17 protein-coding genes and 1 tRNA gene are annotated in these 20,647 nt (G+C 60.2%); 13 read left to right on the top strand and 5 right to left on the bottom strand.

Features of this window, described 5'->3' with window-relative positions; translation table 11 throughout:
• Positions 1-10 precede the first annotated feature (10 nt).
• Both recJ and DTI93_RS05760 read left to right on the top strand, forming a co-directional pair.
• Positions 11-1,837, top strand: a complete 1,827-nt coding sequence (recJ, locus tag DTI93_RS05765; RefSeq protein WP_052349224.1) for a single-stranded-DNA-specific exonuclease RecJ — start codon at positions 11-13, stop codon at positions 1,835-1,837.
• A gap of 41 nt (positions 1,838-1,878) precedes the next feature.
• Positions 1,879-1,954: transfer RNA gene (locus DTI93_RS05760), tRNA-Glu, on the top strand.
• 165 nt (positions 1,955-2,119) lie between these two features.
• Here DTI93_RS05760 and DTI93_RS05755 read toward each other — a convergent pair.
• Entirely contained in the window at positions 2,120-3,058 is a 939-nt protein-coding gene (locus DTI93_RS05755) for a hypothetical protein (protein WP_249079955.1), read from the bottom strand.
• A 155-nt stretch (positions 3,059-3,213) separates the two neighbouring features.
• Entirely contained in the window at positions 3,214-3,885 is a 672-nt protein-coding gene (locus DTI93_RS05750; protein WP_249079953.1) for a hypothetical protein, read from the bottom strand.
• Between the two features lie 15 nt (positions 3,886-3,900).
• Here DTI93_RS05750 and DTI93_RS05745 point away from each other — a divergent pair, with 15 nt between their 5' ends.
• From DTI93_RS05745 to DTI93_RS05705, 9 genes are read left to right on the top strand one after another with little or no spacing between them, the layout of a single operon-like run.
• On the top strand, positions 3,901-4,185 hold the full coding sequence (locus DTI93_RS05745; protein WP_043561817.1) for a phosphopantetheine-binding protein: 285 nt from the start codon (positions 3,901-3,903) through the stop codon (positions 4,183-4,185).
• Positions 4,185-5,825 carry an AMP-binding protein gene (locus DTI93_RS05740; protein WP_249079951.1) on the top strand — a complete coding sequence of 547 codons (1,641 nt, stop codon included), beginning with the start codon at positions 4,185-4,187 and terminating at the stop codon, positions 5,823-5,825. Before DTI93_RS05745 ends, DTI93_RS05740 begins: the two co-directional genes overlap by 1 nt.
• Positions 5,825-6,736: a hypothetical protein gene (locus DTI93_RS05735; protein WP_081562526.1), complete on the top strand. Its 912-nt coding sequence runs from the start codon at positions 5,825-5,827 to the stop codon at positions 6,734-6,736. The genes DTI93_RS05740 and DTI93_RS05735 overlap by 1 nt, the downstream gene beginning before the upstream one ends.
• 4 nt (positions 6,737-6,740) lie before the next feature.
• Positions 6,741-7,364, top strand: a complete 624-nt coding sequence (locus DTI93_RS05730) for a LolA-related protein (RefSeq protein WP_249079948.1) — start codon at positions 6,741-6,743, stop codon at positions 7,362-7,364.
• Positions 7,361-9,679, top strand: coding sequence for an MMPL family transporter (locus DTI93_RS05725; protein ID WP_249079946.1), 2,319 nt, complete (start codon positions 7,361-7,363; stop codon positions 9,677-9,679). The genes DTI93_RS05730 and DTI93_RS05725 overlap by 4 nt, the downstream gene beginning before the upstream one ends.
• A complete protein-coding gene (locus tag DTI93_RS05720; RefSeq protein ID WP_103765731.1) occupies positions 9,676-10,881 on the top strand; it encodes a beta-ketoacyl-[acyl-carrier-protein] synthase family protein in 1,206 nt (401 codons plus the stop codon). The genes DTI93_RS05725 and DTI93_RS05720 overlap by 4 nt, the downstream gene beginning before the upstream one ends.
• The gene (locus tag DTI93_RS05715) at positions 10,878-11,675 is read left to right on the top strand and encodes a beta-ketoacyl synthase chain length factor (protein ID WP_043561829.1); all 798 of its coding nucleotides are present in this window, start codon (positions 10,878-10,880) and stop codon (positions 11,673-11,675) included. The genes DTI93_RS05720 and DTI93_RS05715 overlap by 4 nt, the downstream gene beginning before the upstream one ends.
• Positions 11,662-12,087: a hypothetical protein gene (locus tag DTI93_RS05710; RefSeq protein WP_043561832.1), complete on the top strand. Its 426-nt coding sequence runs from the start codon at positions 11,662-11,664 to the stop codon at positions 12,085-12,087. The genes DTI93_RS05715 and DTI93_RS05710 overlap by 14 nt, the downstream gene beginning before the upstream one ends.
• A 6-nt stretch (positions 12,088-12,093) precedes the next feature.
• Positions 12,094-13,359, top strand: coding sequence for an NAD(P)/FAD-dependent oxidoreductase (locus tag DTI93_RS05705; protein ID WP_249079944.1), 1,266 nt, complete (start codon positions 12,094-12,096; stop codon positions 13,357-13,359).
• 10 nt (positions 13,360-13,369) lie between these two features.
• Here DTI93_RS05705 and DTI93_RS05700 read toward each other — a convergent pair whose 3' ends face one another.
• A complete protein-coding gene (locus DTI93_RS05700; RefSeq protein WP_249079942.1) occupies positions 13,370-14,266 on the bottom strand; it encodes a LysR family transcriptional regulator ArgP in 897 nt (298 codons plus the stop codon).
• A gap of 72 nt (positions 14,267-14,338) precedes the next feature.
• On the opposite strand from DTI93_RS05700, the gene DTI93_RS05695 reads away from it, so the two are divergent.
• Positions 14,339-14,965 carry a LysE/ArgO family amino acid transporter gene (locus DTI93_RS05695; RefSeq protein ID WP_103765730.1) on the top strand — a complete coding sequence of 209 codons (627 nt, stop codon included), beginning with the start codon at positions 14,339-14,341 and terminating at the stop codon, positions 14,963-14,965.
• Positions 14,966-15,049: 84 nt separating this feature from the next.
• On the opposite strand, the gene DTI93_RS05690 is transcribed toward DTI93_RS05695, so the two are convergent.
• Both DTI93_RS05690 and DTI93_RS05685 read right to left on the bottom strand, forming a co-directional pair.
• Positions 15,050-18,640, bottom strand: a complete 3,591-nt coding sequence (locus DTI93_RS05690; protein ID WP_249079939.1) for an autotransporter outer membrane beta-barrel domain-containing protein — start codon at positions 18,638-18,640, stop codon at positions 15,050-15,052.
• Positions 18,641-18,938: 298 nt separating this feature from the next.
• A complete protein-coding gene (locus DTI93_RS05685) occupies positions 18,939-19,394 on the bottom strand; it encodes an Rrf2 family transcriptional regulator (RefSeq protein WP_043561842.1) in 456 nt (151 codons plus the stop codon).
• A 187-nt stretch (positions 19,395-19,581) separates the two neighbouring features.
• Here DTI93_RS05685 and cysK point away from each other — a divergent pair, with 187 nt between their 5' ends.
• Complete coding sequence (cysK, locus tag DTI93_RS05680; RefSeq protein WP_043561845.1) at positions 19,582-20,583, top strand: cysteine synthase A; 1,002 nt, start codon at positions 19,582-19,584, stop codon at positions 20,581-20,583.
• Positions 20,584-20,647 lie beyond the last annotated feature (64 nt).

The following is a 20,647-nucleotide window of genomic DNA, read 5'->3' as shown; positions in this document are numbered from 1 at the left end:
CTCCGCCCTTATGCTCCAGACGACGTCCCAGCCAGAACCTGATACCCGGGTCACTCCCGCCCTTGTCCTGAATGTCCAGCGCAGTGCGGGGCTGCGCCGCTGGGTCTGGCGGCATCCTGTCCTGGCTGAAACGGACAACCGGCTTGCGCTGGCCCTCGCCCAGAAGATGGACATCTCCGAACTGGCTGCCCGCATTCTGGCCGGGCGGGGCATTTCGGCTGAAATGGTGGAATCCTATCTGCGGCCCCGCCTGCGTGATGCCTTGCCCAATCCCTCCATCCTGCGGGACATGGATGCCACAGCCCTGCGGCTGGCAGCTGCCGTACAGGCTCGGGCAACCATAGGCATTCTGGGCGATTATGACGTGGATGGGGCCTGTGGTACGGCGCTGCTCAGCTCCACACTCACGGCTCTGGGCTGCCATGTCGTCACCCACATCCCCGACCGGCTGGCTGAAGGGTATGGCCCCAACATTCCGGCGCTGCAATCCCTGCTGGATCAAGGCGCCAGCCTGCTTGTCTGCGTGGACTGCGGCACAGCGGCCATTGATGTTCTGGACCATTTTGAAGGGCAGGCCGACCGGATCGTTCTGGATCATCACAAACCGGATGGACGGCGCCTGCCCAAAGGGCTGGTCGTGAATCCGAACCGGCTGGACTGCGAGTCCGGTCTGGGCCATCTCTGCGCCACGGCCGTTGCCTTCCTGACAGTCGTGGCCCTCCAGCGCACCCTGCGCCAGCAGGGATGGTTTGAAACCCATCACGCCCCAGACCCCATGGCCCTGCTGGACCTCACTGCTCTGGCCACCATCTGCGATGTCATGCCGTTGCAGGGCCTCAACCGTGCTCTTGTGGCACAGGGGCTGAAGGTCATGAACCGCCGTGAACGGATCGGGCTGGCCGCCCTGGCCAATGTGGCCGGGGTCAAGGCCAATGCCAGCGCCATGAGCTGCGGCTTCGCCCTTGGGCCGCGCATCAATGCTGGTGGACGCATTGCCAGGGCTGACCAGGGCCTGCGGCTGCTCCTCAGCCAGTCCGAGCATGAAGCACAGGCCATTGCTGAAGAACTGGATGACATCAACCGCAAACGCCAGACCGTGGAAAGCCACATTCTGGATGCCGCTGTCGAGCAGGCCCGGGAACAGGTTGAGGCCGGTCATGCGGTCATTTTCCTGCATGGTGATGACTGGCACCCCGGTGTGGTTGGCATCGTGGCCGGGCGGCTGAAGGAACGATTCAACCGTCCTGCTCTGGTCGGTGCCCTGAAGGATGGTGTGGTGAAAGGCTCTGCCCGTTCCGTCACGGGTCTGGATATCGGAGCAGCCATCATCCAGGCCCATCAGTCCGGCCTGCTCCTGACGGGGGGAGGACACGCCATGGCGGCAGGATTCTCCGTAAAAGAAGAAAACTGCGCCGCCCTCCATGCCCGACTGGATGAAGCCCTTGATGAGGCCCGTCACCTCCCCCCCCAGGATGACCTGCTGCTGGATGGTGTCGTCACCATCAGGGGGGCTACCCCCACACTGGCCCAACAGATCGCCCTGCTGGCCCCCTTTGGGCCGGGCAATGAGGAACCCCTGCTGGCCATACGGGATGTCCGCTGCGTGAAGGCCGATCGGATCGGGCAGGATGGCAACACACTGCGTGTCATTCTTCAGGATGCTGATGGCTACAGCCGGATCAAGGGGCTGGTCTTTCGGGCTGGGGACAAACACTTCACCGATCTTCTGGAAGATCGCAGCCGCCCCCTGCTGCATGTAGCCGGGCAGCTGCGTCTGGAAACATGGCAGGAACGGGAAAATCTTACTTTTTTCATTTTTGATGCCGCACGGGCTTGACGCCACCCCCGTTCCTGCCTATTAACCGCCTCACGCCTTTAGTCCCGTTCGTCTAGAGGCCTAGGACACCGCCCTTTCACGGCGGCAACACGGGTTCGAATCCCGTACGGGACGCCACATCTTCTTCCATATGAGAAGAGAACAATGTGGCCTTTCATGGGCTATCTCCCATAAATAACGGATTACGTTGCCGGGGGCCAAGCTCTCCGGACCAGTTGAGCCGCCATGAGGCGGGGACACCCTCCCATCAGCCTTTGTGCCGATACGGATCAGCCGTCCCCCTCACCCCAGAAACACCCCCTCGACCTCCAGCAACAGCTCTGCCCGGCAGATGTCGGCAATGAAGAGCGGGGACTGCTCCAGCGGGCACTGGAAGGCCCGTGAAATACCCTCCCGCACGACCGCTGCATCTTCAGGATGACGGACATAGAGCTTCATGCTCTCAAAGCGCCCTGCTTCAAGACGGGGAAAACGTTTCCGGGCCGCATCAAGCAATGAATTGATTGTTTCAATCGTGACAGAGAGCTGCTCCTCCACCGTCGTCCCGACGGATTCATGTCCCCGGATGCTCGCCGTGCCGGAGAGATACAGAGCTGTCCGATCTGGTCCTTCCATGACGGTGGCACGGGCAAAGGACGGTGAACGCCGCCCGTAACGGGGCGGATAATGATAGGCAGGAAGCTGGCTGGGATTCTCCAGATTGACACCACCCACATGACGATGGGCGATCAGGAAGACAGCCACACCACCGGAAGAGAGGCCAATGCCCGTTGCCGCAGGCAGCTCACCCAAACCGATGCTCATGGCTTCAAACGCCTGGGAACGACCACTACAGAAATCCCGATACCGTTCCTCACCCCGGGCATTGTCCTGATTGATGGCCCCCAGATAATTCCACATCCGATAGATGTGGCCAAAACCCTTGCCCCGCGCTAGGCCGATCAGCCGTTCGTAACTGGTCTGCACCGCCTCGCAGAGCTCCGGCTGGTCTTCCACCCAGAAGGCAGCGAAAAGCAGATCACCTTCTGCACTCCAGCCGATCCCCTGTTCCAGCCCTGCCTGCCGACCTCTGGCAGCCTGTTCGTGCCGGGTCTCACCCGATAGGGATGCTGGACACCACTGTTCGCAGGTCGCCGGCAAAGGCCCGGGCAATGTCATGTGGACACGACCATTCCGCACATCCAGCCCACCACTGGCCCCTCCATAGCAGATCGTGGCCAAGGGGGATGGCCCCGCTCTCTCTGGTTCAGAATGATAGACTGGCAGCAATACCATCATGTTTCAGGCCATCCCCTGCAAATTCACCCATCTGCCCGTGTCTTAAGCGAAAGCCCAGCCAGATGACAGGCCTTAATGGCCAGCCAGAAACCTGCCATTCATTTCAGGTCCTTCCGCATGAAAACGGCACGGCCAGCCATGAAATTCTGCTTCAGGGTGGAATGGTCATAATGCCGGATGACGAGACGGCGGATGATCATCTCCACAGCAAAGAAAACGACCGCCGCAAGGCCTGTTCCTCCCTCAAGAGGCCAACGCCATGCCCTCTCATGTGGTGCCCAGAGCCACAACATGAGAGGGGCCAGCAGGGCAAGAGTGAAAAAAATGCTCCATGCCCATGTCACACCCACCGTATAACGCTGCACATCCGCCCGCAGGGGAGTCCCATGCACGACCCCGGCCAGCCGGGTCACCAATGGGACCTGCCCCCGCCTGAGAGAGCGGACAAACAGCCACAGCATCCCCCACAACATCAACCCGTAAATGGCCAGCTGGTCACACACTCTGGACAGGGCCGGAGCATACCACCCCAGTACCCCTGCAACAGGTACGAACACGAACCAGCCCGGATGCCGTCCGGACAGCAGAGCGGCCAGCTGCATCATCAGGCCAAGACAGACACAGCCTGCGGACCAGCCAGCACTTTCCGGCACCAGACTGACCAGCCCAACACCCCCGAGCAGCAGGACCAGCCGCCATGACCGGGTTGCCCACCTCTTGCTGAAGGATAAACCCGATGCTAGACTGTGATAGACCTTCCCTATCATCAATGGATTAACCTCTTAGTGACGACAGTTTCCGCTTCTCACGATCAGACGCCTCTGGAACGTGAATTGGCTGCCCATTTGACAGAGGCCGTCCAGCTGGACATGGATCCCCTGGACATTGATCCCGAAATGCCCCTCTTTGGTGAAGGGCTGGGGCTGGATTCCATCGATGTGCTGGAAATAGCCCTCATGGTCAACACACAATACGGGATCAAGCTGGAATCACATGATGATGACAACCGCAAGATCTTTCACTCCCTCCGTTCTCTTGCACACCATATCAGCACACACCGTCCGGGCTGATGCCTGCCCTGCCTGATCTGTCCCTCATCACGACGCCGGGCCGCCCCGTCTTCCATACGGCTGCGGGGCCTCTGTGCGGCACGCAGCTTCTGTCCCATGCCTGGGCACTGGCCGAGCGGCTGCCAGAGCGCCCCATCATCAACCTGCACACCAATCTGGTCCAGTTCACGCTCGTCTTTCTGGCCGCCATGATGAAGGGGCAGTATTGCCTGCTCTCCAGCAATCATGCCGTTTCCCAGCTCATGGCCCTGCAACAGGCCCATGGAGCCCTCTGCACGGGGCCGTCCCTGCCTGAATCCCTGGCCAGCCTGACCCTGCCCCCCCTTGCCGAACTGACATCATCCCGTCAGGACAACATCCAGCTGCCTGCGGGGCACGAAGCAGCGCATGTCTTTACATCCGGCAGTACCGGGCAGGCCAAAGTCCATAAAAAACGCTGGGGAGAACTGGTTGCCCGCAGCCATGCTGCCCTGCCCCTTCTGGCACCGTCCCGTCCAGACGGGACAACCCTGCTGGGTACCGTACCCCCCTACCACATGTACGGTTTTGAGACACTCATCCTGCAAAGCCTGCATACACCAACCGCCACAGCCAGCGGCCCCTGCTTCTTCCCCGGGGATGTGGAAAAGCTGCTGGACAGCACGCCATCTCCCCACACGCTCATCACCACCCCCATCCATCTGCGCTCTCTCACGACGGCCAGAGCCAGACTGCCTGGGCTGGAACGCATCATCTCGGCATCTGCTCCACTCCCCCGGGAACTGGCTCTGGAGGCTGAAGAACGCTTCCATGCGCCGGTCATGGAAATTTATGGCGCCACCGAGACTGGTTCCATCGCCAGCCGCCGGACTGTCAGCCCCGATCCGTGGCAGCTCTATGACGGACTGACCCTGACAGCCGACCCGACTGATGACCAGACCCATATCTGCATGGCCCCCCATGCCACGCCACATCCTCTGAATGATGTCATCACCATGCAGGGGGACCGCCATTTCCATCTGGTCGACCGCAAGGGAGACCTGCTCAAGATCGCTGGCAAACGAACCTCCTACGGAGCACTCAACAAGGCCCTGCTCCAGACGGATGGCCTCCTGGACGGCTGCTTTGCTCCCCTGTTCAGCGAGGAAGACCTGAAGGAAGACCAGCCCGAACCGACACGCCTGCAGGCCTTCATCGTTGCGGGAACCGAGGTGAGCACCACAGCCATCATGCGGGCCCTCCGCCAGCATGTGGACCCGGTCTTCATGCCACGACGGCTTGTCCGCCTCTCCCGCCTGCCCCGCAACCCTGTCGGCAAACTGACACGGCAGGCACTGGAAGGTCTCATCCGGGACCATGCGGAGAAACGGGCCCATCCACCTTTTTCCATCCCGGCCAGCCATCCGGCCCTGCCCGGCCATTTTCCCGGTAACCCCACCGTACCGGGCATTACCCTGCTGGAACGGATATTCACCCTGCTGGAGCTGGACGTCCGTACGATCAGCACCGTGAAATTTCTCTCCGTCGTCCGGCCGGGCGACCCCATGCAGCTGCTTTCCAGCGCTCTGGGCAATGGACAGATACGCTTCACCCTCCGTCACCTTTCCGGCCCCCTGAAAGGAACCGTCATTCTCCGGGGGCAGGCCGGGAGCCAGCCCTGATGCAGCGCAACACATGGCTCCGCCCGGAGAAAGGCAACAGCCTGACCATCCGGCTGCTGATATGGGTTGCCCTGAATCTGGGATACCGGGTCACCGCCCTGCTACGCTGGCCAGCCACACTCTATTATGCAGCTGTCTATTCCTCGGTCCGCCGGGCCTCGTGGCAGTACCTGTCCCACCTGCACCGTGCCGGCGCACTGCGCCGTCCTCACTGGGGCATGGTGCTGCGCCATATCCACGCTTACAGCACCAATACTCTGGACCGCATATACCTGCTCAGTGGCCGCTTCCCACGGGAAAACATCCACATCACCGGGCAGGACATCCTCCATGAAGCCCTGCACCAGAACAGGGGATGCATCATCATGGGGGCGCATATCGGATCATTCGATGCCCTGCGCCAATGCGGCCTGAATGCCTCTGTTCCGTTCCGCATGCTGATGTATCGCCGCTTCATCGGGGCCACATCCCGTTTCATTGAGGCCCTGGCACCGGGCTTCAATGCCGACATCATCGAGCTGGGGCAGCCAGACAGCATGCTGGCAACCCTCAAGGCCCTGCGGAACGGTGAATTCATCGGAATTCTGGCAGACAGGGCCCATGATGGTGGCCGCTCCATACCCATCCGCTTTCTGGGCGAGGAAGCTCCCATTCCCGCAGGTCCATTCCATCTGGCCAGACTGACCGGCGCACCGGTTGTGCTCGTCTCCGCCATAAGGCAAAAAAATGGCACCTACCATATTGCCTGCACAGGTCTGGCTGATACTCTTCTCCCGGAAACAGAGCCAGCCCCCGCACGGGAGGCGCTGCTCTCCCCCATGCAGGCTTATGTCCGCTGGATGGAAGAGCTGTGCCAGCGCCATCCCTACGCATGGTTCAATTTCTTTGATTTCTGGGAAAAAGGCCTCTGACATCATGAAATGCCTGCCCCTCTTCCTCCTTGTGCTGCCCCTCTTCTGGCGGGAGGCACAGGCAGACACTGCGGCCATGTCGCCTCCTGCCGCCAGTGCCATCACCTCGCCCACCGCAGAGGAGAAGGCTCTGGCTGTCAACATCCTGCACCACATTGGTCTGGTCTCGCAAAGGGAAAACCACTTCACGGAGACACGCCAGCTGCACGCTCTCAAAGTGCCACTTCACAGCGAGGGAACACTCCGTTTCATTCCCCCCGATCGGGTGGAAAAACTCACCCTCACCCCTGTGCAGGACAGTTTCATCATGCAGGGGGACACGGCATGGCTCCGCCATGGCCAGACCCCCGCGCGGGCCGTACCACTACACATGAGCCCGGCGCTGCAGGTCATGGCCGCCACAATCCGGGGGCCGTTGCAGGGAGATGTCGCACTGCTCCAGCAGTATTACACGCTCTCCGCCACGGGTGACATGGGACGCTGGACCCTGACAATGACACCCCGCACACACGACACCGGCCAGATCGTCCGGCTCGTCCAGATACAGGGCCGCAACAACTCGCTGGACAGCCTTCATCTTGTCCTGGCCAATGGCGATGTGACCGATACAGCCATCACCTCACCATGAAACGCCGTCTCCCCCTTCTGCTGGCCCTGCTCGGTGCCATCATGGTGGCGGCGGCAACATTCTCTGCCATCCCCCTCCGCATGGGGATGCAGGCCTTCCTGCCCCGCCCCCATGACGCAGCGTCCCAGTTCCTGCTGGATGAGCTGAACCACGGGCCTACCCAGTCCATCATGATCGCCTCCATCAGGGGCAACGATACGGCCAGCCTACTCCAGACCGGGCACAGATTCCATGAGGCTCTGGCCGCAACGGGGCAGTTCAGCCTCATTCTGGATGGCCCGGCCTCCCTCTCATGGCAGAAGGACCAGCCGCTTTTTTTCGCCCACCGTTATGGACTGGCCCCTCATGACCGGACACGCCTTTTCTCCCCGGACGCCCTGAAAGCCGATACTGCCCGGCTTTATGACCTCCTCCAGTCCATGGCGGCTCCACTGGTGGAGGATATCGGACTGAAAGACCCAACCGGCGCCTATGCCGACTATCTGGCCAGTCTGGAAAGCAGCACACCCCCCGCCAGCCTGGATGGCCTCTGGCTGACAGCAGACCACCATGCCACGCTCATGCTGCTCCAGCTTCGCCAGCCGACACTCGACCCCGCACAGCTGAAACACCTGCACCAGGCCATCCGGCAGGCTTTCGAGAACAGCAGGCCACCCCATGGCGGGGACTGCCAGCTGCTTCTGACAGGCTCCCCGGCTTTCTCCTTCATCGCCGCCCAGTCCCTCCGCCAGGACATGGACCGCCTCGCCCTTCTCTCCCTTCTCGTTGTGGTCGGCATCCTTTACTGGCGCTTCCGCTCTCTCTGGGTGCTGGCCACACTGGGCGTACCTTTCCTGCTCTCACTGTCCCTCTCCATGCTGGTAGTCCAGCTCTGTTTCGGCTGGGTTCATGGCATTGCCGTCGGCTTCGGCATGACCATGCTGGGTGTGTCGCTGGACTACCCTGTCCTTCTGCTGGGGCACCGGGACAGGGGGGAAGCCATTCCTGTCGTTCTGGGCCGCATTGGCACCAGCCTGAAACTGGCCACCCTCACGGCCATTGTCGGGCTGCTGAGCATGATCTTCTGTGGTCTGCCCGGCCTCATGGAACTTGGCCTTTTCTCCGCCACCGGGATTCTGACCGCCGCCTGCATCACTATCTGGATTCTGCCCCATCTGGTCACACAGGCTGACCTGGCCGCCCATCATCAGGGTATATCCCCCTCGCTGCTGCGCTGGGAGGCACTCCGCCGTTACCGTGTGCTCTGCCTTATGGTAGCACCTCCCGCCATGGCCGTGCTTCTGCTCCATCCCTTCAGAATCGAAAGACAGGGGGAAATCCTCAACCCCATCCCACCAGCCCTGCTGGAAGTGGACCATCAGCTGCACGAGCAGCTCGGCTCCCCCCAACCTGGTCTGATTGCCGTTGTCCACGCCCCGGACAGTGAACACATCCTGCAACAGGAGGAAGAGCTGCTCGGCCACCTGCCCACCAGCCAGGACATGGACGATGCGGCCCGCCTGCTGCCCAGCAGAGCCCGCCAGCAGCAGCGGCTGGCCACCCTGCCCGCAGCGGACAGCATCCGGGCCAACCTCCAGACAGCCCTTCAGGCCTCCCCCTTCCAGCCCGAGGCTTTTGCCAACCTGCCAGAGGATGTGGAACAGGCCCGCCATCTACCACCTCTCGGGCTGGACGACATCGCCCATACAGCCGTGGGCCACCGCATCGATCTGCTGCTCATGGCCCGGCATGGTCTGTGGTATGGCCTCATCCTGCCCCGCTCACCTGCGGCATCTGCCTCTCTCGAGCGGCTTCACCAGCAAAAGCCTGACCTGCTGCTCGTCAACATGAAAACAGCCGTGGGAGACCTGCTGCGCCCCTATGTCCGAAAAGCGGCTTTCTGGCTGGCCACAGGGATTGCCGTTGCCCTGCTTACGCTGCTCGTCTGCCAACGCAGCCCGGCCTGCACGGGGCGTCTTGCCCTCACCCTTGGCCTGACAGGCCTGAGCGTGCTGGCCCTGCTGCGCCTTCACGGCCCTGTCTTTTCCATCATCCATATCGTGGCACTGGCCTTCGTGCTGGGTGTTGGCATAGATTACGCCCTCTTTTTCGGCCGCCCCCAGCTTGATGCCGCTGAGCGGACCCGGACACTCCGCACCCTGCTGACCTGCAACATGATGACCGTTCTCTCCTTTGCCATTCTGGCAAGCTGTCAAACCCCTCTCCTGCGGGAGCTGGGTCTCACCATTTCTTCTGGAGCCTTGTTCGCCATGATCTTCAGCTTCCTGCTGATGGGCACCATCCCAACCTCCTCCCAGCAGGGAGACCACGCATGACCGCATTGATCATCACGGCCGGAACAGCCATCAGCGCCATGGGGCGGGGCATGGAAGCCACCCGGACCTGTCTGCTGGAACAGCGCCAGACCCTCCAGCCTGACACGTTCCAGTCTCCGGGGCATGGCTATATCGGGCGCGTTGCCGGTGTGGAAGACCATCAGCTGCCAGGAGCCCTGCACCGGTTTGACTGCCGCAACAACAGGCTGGCCGACATGGCCCTGATGACCGATGATTTCATGGAGGCTGTCGCCGATGCCCGGGCCCATTATGGCCGCCATCGCCTTGCCGTTGTCATGGGCACCAGCACATCCGGCATCCTGACAACGGAAAAAGCCTATGCTGCCCGCAAAGACCGGGATGAAGCCCTGCCGCCGGATTTCCCCTATGACGGCACGCAGGACCTCTCCTCCCTGCCACGCTATGTGGCAGCCCGGCTGGATGTCACCGGGCCGATGCTGACAGTCTCCAACGCCTGCGCCTCCTCTACCCGTGCTTTCATTGATGCCGCCCACCTGCTGGCTACCGGTCTCTGCGATGCGGCCATTGTCGGCGGGGCGGACAGCCTCTGCCGCATGACACTCCAGGGCTTTGCCTCTCTCGGGCTGGTCTCGGCCCATCCCACCCGCCCCTGCGATGCCGGGCGCAGCGGTATTTCCATCGGCGAAGCCGCAGGCTTTGCCCTGCTGGAACGGGCCGATGGCCGGCCACGCCCTGCCCGGCCAGCCGGTTACCGTCTCCGCCTTCTGGGATATGGAGCCAGCAGTGATGGCCACCACATGTCCTCACCCGACCCGACAGGCAGCGGCGCCGCTCTCGCCATACAGAAAGCCCTGGCCCGGGCCAGCCTGCCACCAGAGGCCATAGGGTACATCAACATGCATGGCACGGGGACACCGGCCAATGACCAGATGGAAGACAGGGCCATGGCTTCCATCTTCGGCCGGGCTGTTCCCTGTTCCTCCACCAAGGGCTGGTCCGGACACACATTGGGAGCTTCCGGAATTCTGGAGAGCATGATCTGTGCCATAGCCATACAGGACCAGTATCTACCACATTGCATGAACAGTCAGACGGTTGATCCTCTCTTCCAGAGTGATATTCTCCTTGCACCCCGCCACGGCAAGCTGAACTTCGTCATGAACAATTCTTTTGGTTTTGGTGGCACGAACAGCAGTCTCATCTTCGGACCACTGACATGATCATTTCCATCGCAGGTATCGGATGCTGGGGGGACGGCCTGCATGGTTGGGCGGAAGCGAAACCTGTCCTGCGAGGGGACACCCCCCATGACGGAACCAGCCTGACACTGCCCCCACCCGCCAGTCTGCCCGCCAATGAGCGCCGGAGAGCCAGCCAGGTCATCCGGCTGGCCATGCTCTGTGCCGAGGAAGCCTGCCAGCAGGCTGGGTGCCATGCCGGGGACCTGCCTGCCATCTTTGCCAGCTCCAACGGCGATGGTTTCATCATCAACCGTATTCTGGAGTCTCTCGCCAGCCCGGCAGGAGCTGTCTCACCCTCTCTTTTTCACAACTCCGTCCATAATGCGCCTGCCGGATACTGGATGATAAGCCACAAGAGCCACCAGCCTGCCGTCTCACTGGGGCTGCATGACGAAACCCTGCCAGCCGCCCTGCTGAAAGCGGCTGCCGAAGCCCATGCAGAGGAAAAGCCCGTTCTCTTCTGCCTGTATGATGCGCCTATTCCCGGGTCACTCGGCACGGTCAGGCGGACCAGGGGCTCCTTTGGCTGTGCTCTCATCCTGACACCAGGCCGGGACACGTCACTCCAGCTTGCACTGTCCCTGAAAAATGGCAGGGATGTGCGTGACCCTTTTTCCTCCCTGCCTGAAAGCCTGGCAGACATGGCCCGCCACAATCCTGCGGGCCAGATACTGCCCCTGCTGCAGGCCATTGCCTGCGGGCAGGATCAGTCCATTTCCCTGCCCTACGGGGCCAACCATATGACAATTGCGCTGACCCATGCTCAACCGTGATGCCATCCTCCGCCATATCCCCCACCAGGGAGCCAGCTGCCTGCTGGATGCTGCGAACCATTGGGATGAAACACAGCTTGAGGCCACGACCCACCTCCATAACGACCCGGCCAACCCCTACCGGGTGGCGGGCCAGCTGCCCCCCGTCACCGGCGTGGAAATGGCCATGCAGGCGGCTGCCCTGCATGGCGCGCTGACAGCCCATGAGGCACGGCAGGGGTGGCTGACCAGTATCCGGGATGTCCAGATCCACTGTGACCGGCTGGACAATCCCGACTGGCCGCACCTCATCATCACCGTCATCCAGAAGCACCAGGCCCATGGCGGCATGATCTACGATTTCACCCTGCGGACCCCCTCTGCCAGACTGCTGATGGCCGGAACGGGTACCGTCATGCTCCCAACGGAATAAACCACCATGACCCAGTCCCCTCTCCCCTGTGATGTCCTGATCATCGGCGGTGGCCCCGCTGGCAGCACGGCTGCCACCGTTCTGGCCCGACGCGGGCTGGATGTCATCATGCTGGAAAAAGACCAGCATCCCCGCTTCCACATCGGTGAATCCCTGCTGGCCTGCAACCTGCCCATACTGGAGACGCTCGGTGTGCTGGACGATGTCGCAGCCATGGGGATCTACAAACCCGGAGCCGAATTCGTGACAGATACCGGGGAAGGACGGCTTTCATTCCCCTTCCGTTACGCCATCGACCCGCAGGCAGATCATGCCTATCAGGTTCGCCGGTCAGAATTTGATGAGCTGCTCTTCCGCAATGCCGCCAAAGCAGGCGCAAAGACCTTTGAAAAAACCCGTGTCACGAAGGTCACCTTCCCGACACCGGATGCTCCCCTCGTGGAAGCAAAAACGGATGGAGAAAATCCCCGTTTCTTCACCCCACGATTCATTCTGGATGCGTCCGGCCGGGATACGCTCATGCTCCGCCAGCATGGAAAGAAATACAGCGACCTCCGCAACAACAAGGCCGCCATTTTCAGCCACTTCCGCAATGTCCCCCGGGCAGAAGGCGAAGGAATGGAGGGCTATATTTCCGTCCATCTCGTCAAGGGTGGGTGGTTCTGGATGATTCCCCTGCCGGATGACATCATGAGTGTCGGCTTCGTGGGGGACCATGACAGCTTTAAAAATCACGGTGGCTCGCTGGATACTCTCTTCTGGAAGACCGTACAGTCCAGCCCCAGCGTACGGGAGCGCATGAGCCAGGCGGAAGCACTGGCACCACTCACCACGACCGGCAACTACTCTTACAAAGGGAACAAGGCCTGGGGAGAGCGCTATTTCATCATCGGTGATGCTTTCGGCTTTCTGGACCCCGTTTTCTCATCAGGAATCATGCTGGCCATGCAGGGAGCACTCCGCGGCGCCGATGTTGCCAGCACCTGGCTGCTTGATCCAGCCCGGGGGCGCAGGGCGGCCCGCAAGGCTGAACGTAAAACAAGACAGGAAATGCGGCTGATCGGCTGGCTCGTCTATCGCATCAACGACCCTCTGCTGCGCTACTTCTTCATGCGGCCAAAGAACAGTCCGCTCCGGATGCGGGATGCCATCATCTCGCTTCTTGCAGGCAACTTCTCGCCCTCATGGCGGATCATGCTCCCCTTCCGGGCCTTCACGGCCATTTTCGCTTTTGCCAAGCGCTTCGGCCGCCAGCAGGGGAAAAACGCCTGATCAGACCGGATCAATCAGTCAACCACTCTGCCGCCACACGCTGCACATTCTGGCTCAGCCGGTTCAATGCCGAACCATAAAGGCGGGGGACTGACCAGAAAAGCGGCATGGAAGGCCGGTGCGCTGGAGGCAGTTCCACCAGGGCACCGCTGCGCAGATGATGCTCCACAAGCGGCAGAGGATGCATGGCCCAACCAAGACCATGAAGGCAGAGGTCCAGAAACGCTGTGGAAGAACGTATCCAGCAGGCGGGGGCACCCAGCGTGACGCCATACACTGCCTCTGCCCACCGGGCCTGAAACATATCCCGCCGATCGAACCGCAGATAGGGAGCCTTCTGCACGGTTTCGGCCGTCACACCCTGAGAAAAATGCACCTCCATGAAGGACGGGCTGGCGCAGGCCACATAAACCATACGCCCCAGCGAGACCGTTCTGCACCACGGGAGCGGATCGGACGATGCCGTCACAGCAGCCATGACATCCCCGGACCGCAGCCGCTCCGCCGTACAGCTCTCATCATCAATGGAAATATCCAGTGTTATGGCAGGGTCCTGCCGGGCAAAGGCCATCATGGCATGAGAAAACCACGTCGTGATGCTGTCCGCATTGACGGCAAGTTTCACCGTAGCCGGAAGTGTGGCCCCTCTGTCCTGCCAGGCCAGCCGGGCGGCCAGATCACTCTCCAGCACCCTGACACAGTCGAAATGACGGCAGAGCATCGTCCCGAGTTCTGTCAGCCGACATGGCTGCCCACGAATGACCAGAACACCCCCCAGACGTTCCTCAAACCCACGGACACGCTGTGAAACGGCAGACGGTGTCAGCCCGAGTACAGCGGCTGCCCTCTCGAAACTACCTTCCCGCACGACAGCACTAACAGCTGTCAGGGCGGCGTAATCGAACATGATGAAGTTTTCCTTCATTCAGTGAAATAAAATAAGCTGTTCTGTATATACCCTGCCTGTCATAGACGGGCCATGCACACGATCATCACCCCCATCATGACCGGTTTCTGCCTTGGCGCCTCTGCCATCATCGCTGTTGGAGCCCAGAATCTTTTCATTCTGCGACAGGGCCTGAAGCGGGAGCATGTCCTGCCCATCATCCTGCTCTGCGCCAGTGTGGATGCGGTCTTCATCACAGCCTCCGTCCACGGCGTTGGAAAAATTGTCGCCGCCATGCCGTTCTTTACGGACATCCTGACCTATGCTGGCGCTGCTTTCCTCATCTGGCAGGGCCTCTCTGCCTTACGCCACATGACAACCAGCAGCTCTGTCACACTGGAAGACCAGCCTCCGCAGAGCCTGCGCAAAGTCATTGCCATGACCTGCGGCTTCACACTGCTGAATCCTCATCTGTATCTGGATACGGTGCTTCTCATGGGGTCTGTCAGCCTCACCCAGCCTGAAGGCAGCCGTTCATGGTTCGGACTTGGTGCCGTACTGGCCAGTTTTGTCTGGTTCCCCCTGTTGGGTTACGGAGCCAGAGTGCTGCGTCCCTTTTTCAGCAATCCACTCTCATGGCGAATTCTGGATGGGGTAACTGCCGCCATCATGCTCACCCTGGCAGGAACCCTGCTCTATCACGCTGGCCTGGCAGGGTAAGCCTGCGCCCCCCCCTGACACGGCAGACACAAAAAAGGCCGCCCATGATGGACGGCCTTTTTCCTGATCCATTCCTGACGCCTGTCAGAACTGCACTTTGACGGACCCTGTAGCACCACTGTCCATGGCATGCTCGCCATACTGCCCCGTGTAGGACAGGTCGAGATCCACAGAATCCGTGACCCGGGCCGCTACACCCGCCTTGATCACAGCAGCATCACGGGACAGCAGCACGCCATTGACATTCATGCCACTGCCATCACCCATGAAACGTTCCGTCCTGCTGGAGCCGAGGCTGCCATAGGCACGGCGGTAAGCCCCCATGGCATGGGCCCGCAGCCACATCTCTCCAATCTGGAAGCTGCGTGCCACACGGAAACCAAAGCTGGTGAAGCCCACGCTACGATCCTTGGACTGACCATACAGGGCAGCCACGCCATGCTCCTGGAAACGGCCTGCGTACTGGTTGACGTAGGACCCCTCGAAGAAAGGTTCAAACTGGAACTTGTCAAAGTCAAACTTGTAGCTCAGCTCCGTAAAGGCACGGGCCGTCCCGTTACGGTAATTGCTGGTCTGCCGGCCACCAAAATCAGCCACCTGCACATGCCGACGCATGTTCATCAGGTTCCAGGTGTAGAAGGCCCCCAGACGCAGATTGAAGCGTCCCCAATGAGACCCGGCATAACTGCCCAGGCTGATGTTGTTGCTGTTACCAGACGAGTTGCTCGTCCCATTGGCATTGAACATGGAATGCCCGTAGGCAATCATGCCACCCACACGCCACCGGTCATCAACTGGTGTATCCACACCCATGACGAATCCGGCTGTCTGATGGTGCAGCAGGCTTGCGTTCCCGCCGCCACCATTATGCCCCAGGCTGCCATAAGCCTGACCCCACATGATGGTGTGGTCGCTGTGGCACTGGGATTCCTTGCGCCGCGTGTAGAAATTGTAATGCCCCTGGGCGGACATTTTTCCATCACCATCACAGCCTGCCTCAACCAGACGGTCCAGCACGGCCTGTTCCAGCAGATAGCTGTCCTGGATCAGGGCAGTCCGGGCAGATGCGTGGATGTCACCAGAGAGATTACCCAGTGCACGACGGGCCTCACCAGCGGAACTGACGCCTGTCATGGCCTGCACCACGCTACTGCCACTGGCCATGCCATCAAGTGCATGGCCAACTTCACGCTCGTTCTGGTTCCCCGCCACGCTGCTGAAGGAGACATTATTACGGGCATAGACCACGTCCACGGCCTGATTCTCGAACGCCAGATAAGGCGACACGAACAGGCCATCTGGCAGATTGCCTGTCAGGGCGTTGTCATGATTGGCACTGACCGTCCCTGTTGCTGTGAGGATACGGTAACCATCCCCTGCATAGATACGGTCATTGTCGTTCTTCACAACATTGAGGGTCGCACTGTTCAGCTGGGCATCACCATTCACATGGATCAGGCCACTATTGAGCTGACGGTAGGAGCCTGTCAGCGAACGGCCGGTCGTATCGATCGTACCATTCTGGCGGCTATACCCCTGAACGTTGTTCAGCGTGATGTAGGAGTTGGACGAAACCGGTGTGGAGCTTGCGCCCACGGACAACACAGACTGGTGACCCGCAGTGCCATTCATTGCCAGAGCCGTCCCCTGATGCCCGGCAGCACCGATATTCAGGGTTCCACTGCTCTGGTTCCAGTTAGCCTCAACGGTACCACCTGCCGCAACTGTCGTGACGGCAGCAGCCCCATTATCTGTTGTGTTACCTGTCAGACGGGCACCATCCTCAACCGTGATCCCGGAAGAAGAAGAATTGTTGCTGTCAGACGCCTGACCATACCCGGAAGCAACGGCCAGCGTCGTGTCCTTGCCCGACACGACCGTCTCACCCTGGTAGCTGTTGTCATGATTGGCCACATACAGCGTACCGCCGCCTGTTGCCGTCAGACCGCCAGTCCCCGTCAACTTGCCTGTCAGATAGGTGCTCTGCTGGTTTGTATCGAATGTCCCATGCCGGACAGCCTCCCCGGAGGGAGTCCCATCGGACAGATAGACATTGGAATCCACATGCAGGTCGCTGCCCTGACGGTTCTGGATGACGCCGTTACCGTACAGGACCACGCCACCATTCTCCTTGGCAGACGTCCCATTCGTCTGGGTGGCATCACTGCTGATACCACTGCTGCCGTTCGTGTCGCCAGCAACCAGAGTACCGGTTGCTGCCCCGGCATTGGACTGATCCTCACCACCAACCCGCAGCTGACCATCGCTCATGATATGAACATTGCCAGCATTGTTGATGGTACCACCAGCAGTCACACCGGCATAATAGCGGGGTGCTGTACCATTGCCCTCACCAATGACCATGCCACCCTGACCAACATTCAGCTGACCACCGGGCTGGGTCACACCACCTTCGGCAGAACCAACAGTCAGAGAGCTGTTAGAGGCCAGGTGCCCGTCCGTGTCCTCGCCACTAACGGCCACGCCATAGGCTGTCACCTCACCACCCTTCTGGATGCTCAGGTGACCGGTCCCCTGCTGGCCAACAACGAGGTTCCCCGTGCCGCCGCTACCCGTCAGATCCATTCTGGACTGGACATTGCCACTGGCATTCTGCCCGTCACCGACCGTCACATACCCAACGGACCCAGCCTGATTCCCGAGGGTGACATTGCCATCCGTGGTGACCGTACCGCCATTCCGGACATTCAGCGCCCCCTGGCCCTGGTCACCGACAACCATCTGTACGGCCTGGTCCCCATCCTTCTTGGCTGTCAAGGACGAACCGGAGCCATCAACCGTCACGCTGCCCTGGGAGCCAGCACTGCCACCGACAACCACATCGCCACCCACAACGGCCTTGCCGCCCTGCGTGACGGACAGGTTGCCCTCGCCATCAGCCCCAACAAACATGCCACCAGCACCAACGGTCAGACCGCTGCCTGCCCCGGTAACAGACACATCACCCTTGCCGGCGGCCTGGTTGCCGATAGCGACAGTCATGGCACCCACCTGGCCACCATTCTGGACAATCAGACGGTTTTCCTGCCTCGTATCGCTGGCACCGTAGCTCTGATCGCCATTGCCAACAATCAGCTGACCATAAGGCTGCATGACCTTGCCATCACTGTCTGTCTGGCCACGCAGCAGCAGGATGCCATCCTTGTCCACTGTCAGCGTACCAGAATCGTTGGCGGCCAGACCAACTATCGTTGCCCCCCCGGAAGTGATGCCACCAACCTTGCCATCACTGCCTGTCAGGGTCAAAGATCCATTACCACGGACAAACGTACGCCCATTATAGACATTCTGCCCCGTGAACGTCACGTTGTTGGGCTGGGTCTGCTGCGTCTGATTGACAGTCTCGCCCGTATTGACATCAACACCACCGGCCTGGTCGATGGCGGCTGTCTGATCAGCACTCCCACGGATGGAACCCGAGAAGGTCTGATCCGTTCCATCTCCTTTGACACGATAGATATCGCTGCCCGTATTGATGACGCTCCCCTGATCGGACAGGTTCGTCACTTCCTTGACGGACGACTCCTGGCCATTGATCGATACCGGCGTGGCCGCCGAGACCGCGTCCGCAGCCTGGGCAGGCGTAAAGACAGGCCCGAAAGGCGTTACCTCCACACAGAACAAAGCTGCTGTAAAGAAAAGTTTATTCCGCATGACTTTCCCCGCACCCGTACTCCATTGCAGTCCTCTCCTCACCAACGATACCAGAAAACAGACTGCCCCCCGGAAGGGCACAGTCCAATGAGAAGAGCGACTATGTTCATCGAAAAGTAATATAAAATTAAAATTAATACAAGTTGTTTGTTAAGTTAACGATAACCATAATGAAACCATATTTTCACTCTATTATGACCGAGCGAGCTCGTGATGCCGACATGACAGACCCCCTCCGGAATCAGCAGAAATGCTGTCCGGACATGGAGAAGCAGTCTCATCAAAAAAGAGAGGGATCTTATATGGTGAAGGAAATGGGCGCCTGTCTGGGCCGCTCCAGCCCTTCACGCTCGGCCTTCTGGAGAAGATCAGCCAAGGTGATCGCTGAAAGCCGATCCTTGATTCCTTCATTCAGATCAGCCCACAATGGTGCAATCACCAAAGACTGGAGGGGACTGCCATCCCGCTCCTGCAAGGCAGCCACCTGGTCCCGCACACCAACAGCACAGACAATCTCGTGCAGGCTGACCACCCGTGGGGACCGTCCCAGCCGGTATCCCCCTTTTGGCCCACGAACACTGTCCAGAAGCTCCGCCCGTGAAAGAGCCTGGAGCACCGGCTCGATTCCACGCCTCAACAGACCGCTGCGCCTGGCTATGTCCGCGCCACTCACGACCCCGGACCGTCCGGCATAAAAGGCCACATCAAGCATGATGGACAGGGCCGTCAGGATACGATCGTTTTTCAGATACATCATTCACTCTTCAGCCATCAAAGCGTCAGCCTCCTTTTAGCCCATCTCGCGTTATAAGAAAGAAAATTATGCGAATGTTTCGCGATCCTTTACCGTTTCTTCTCCAGTCTTTCCAAAGCGACATGACGAATACCGGGCAGACCTGCTAGTCTTGTTCTTACATTCATCATGGCAGGGAGTACCAACGATGACAGAACCTCGCTCATCAGATTTTCCTTTCCCTCTTTCCACGACCCCGTTCGCAGCCCCCCGTGGGCATGTCTATCCTTCTTTCATGGAAGTCGTGGGCGGCACTCCGCTGGTGGCCGTTCCCCGGCTGACAGAAAAGGAAGGGTTGAAAGCCAACCTGCTGCTCAAGCTGGAGTTCTTCAACCCTCTGGCCTCCGTCAAGGACAGGATCGGCGTGGCCATGCTGCGGGAAGCACAGGAAAAGGGACTGATCACACCGGGCAAGTCCGTTCTCGTGGAGCCGACATCCGGCAATACCGGCATCGGCCTCGCTTTTGCGGCAGCCTCCATGGGCTACCGGATGATTGTCACCATGCCGGAAAGCGCCTCGATGGAGCGGCGTAAAATGCTGGCCCTGATGGGAGTGACCCTGGAGCTGACCCCCGCCCCGCAAGGCATGAAAGGGGCCATCAGCAAGGCACAGGAGATCCTTGAAAAAACCGAAAATGCCTGGATGCCCAGCCAGTTCACGAATCCAGCCAATCCGAAGGTTCATGCCGAGACAACCGCTGAAGAAATCTGGACAGACACGGCCGGTGCCGTAGATGCCGTCGTGGCAGGTCTGGGTACTGGAGGAACGGCGTCCGGCATTGCCCATGCTCTCAAGCCACGCAAGGAAGGGCTGAAAGTGTTTGGTCTTGAGCCCTCCGAAAGTGCCGTCCTCAATGGTGACGATCCTGGCCCGCATGGCATCCAGGGGCTTGGCCCGGGCTTCAAGCCCGATACGCTGGACATCCGTGCGCTGGACAAGGTCATCCCCGTCACCGAGCATGATGCCCTGACGACAGCCCGCCTCTGCGCCCGCACGGAAGGTCTGCCCATTGGCATTTCCGCTGGGGCAGCCCTGTTTGCCGCCATGGAGCTCGCCAAAAAAGACGAATGGGCTGGCAAGACCATCGTAGCCATCGTGCCTGACTTTGCCGAGCGTTACCTTTCAACGGCTCTGTTCTCCGGCCTTTGAGAGACCTGATCCTGCCTGCCAGACCGTAGGCTACTCTCCGGCTGGCAGACATGCAGCGATGAAA

Source organism: Parasaccharibacter sp. TMW 2.1884 (genome assembly GCF_023337695.1).
GTDB lineage: Bacteria > Pseudomonadota > Alphaproteobacteria > Acetobacterales > Acetobacteraceae > Bombella > Bombella apis.
The sequence above is the reverse complement of the archived record's forward strand: the minus strand, read 5'-3'. Positions and strand labels throughout refer to the sequence as shown.

Coding starts and splice junctions, on each gene's coding strand:
- recJ (WP_052349224.1), top strand. CDS start 11: ATGCTCCAGACGACGTCCCAGCCAGAACCTGATACCCGGGTCACTCCC.
- DTI93_RS05740 (WP_249079951.1), top strand. CDS start 4,185: ATGCCTGCCCTGCCTGATCTGTCCCTCATCACGACGCCGGGCCGCCCC.
- DTI93_RS05735 (WP_081562526.1), top strand. CDS start 5,825: ATGCAGCGCAACACATGGCTCCGCCCGGAGAAAGGCAACAGCCTGACC.
- DTI93_RS05730 (WP_249079948.1), top strand. CDS start 6,741: ATGAAATGCCTGCCCCTCTTCCTCCTTGTGCTGCCCCTCTTCTGGCGG.
- DTI93_RS05725 (WP_249079946.1), top strand. CDS start 7,361: ATGAAACGCCGTCTCCCCCTTCTGCTGGCCCTGCTCGGTGCCATCATG.
- DTI93_RS05720 (WP_103765731.1), top strand. CDS start 9,676: ATGACCGCATTGATCATCACGGCCGGAACAGCCATCAGCGCCATGGGG.
- DTI93_RS05715 (WP_043561829.1), top strand. CDS start 10,878: ATGATCATTTCCATCGCAGGTATCGGATGCTGGGGGGACGGCCTGCAT.
- DTI93_RS05710 (WP_043561832.1), top strand. CDS start 11,662: ATGCTCAACCGTGATGCCATCCTCCGCCATATCCCCCACCAGGGAGCC.
- DTI93_RS05705 (WP_249079944.1), top strand. CDS start 12,094: ATGACCCAGTCCCCTCTCCCCTGTGATGTCCTGATCATCGGCGGTGGC.
- DTI93_RS05700 (WP_249079942.1), bottom strand. CDS start 14,266: ATGTTCGATTACGCCGCCCTGACAGCTGTTAGTGCTGTCGTGCGGGAA.
- DTI93_RS05695 (WP_103765730.1), top strand. CDS start 14,339: ATGCACACGATCATCACCCCCATCATGACCGGTTTCTGCCTTGGCGCC.
- DTI93_RS05690 (WP_249079939.1), bottom strand. CDS start 18,640: ATGCGGAATAAACTTTTCTTTACAGCAGCTTTGTTCTGTGTGGAGGTA.
- DTI93_RS05685 (WP_043561842.1), bottom strand. CDS start 19,394: ATGTATCTGAAAAACGATCGTATCCTGACGGCCCTGTCCATCATGCTT.
- cysK (WP_043561845.1), top strand. CDS start 19,582: ATGACAGAACCTCGCTCATCAGATTTTCCTTTCCCTCTTTCCACGACC.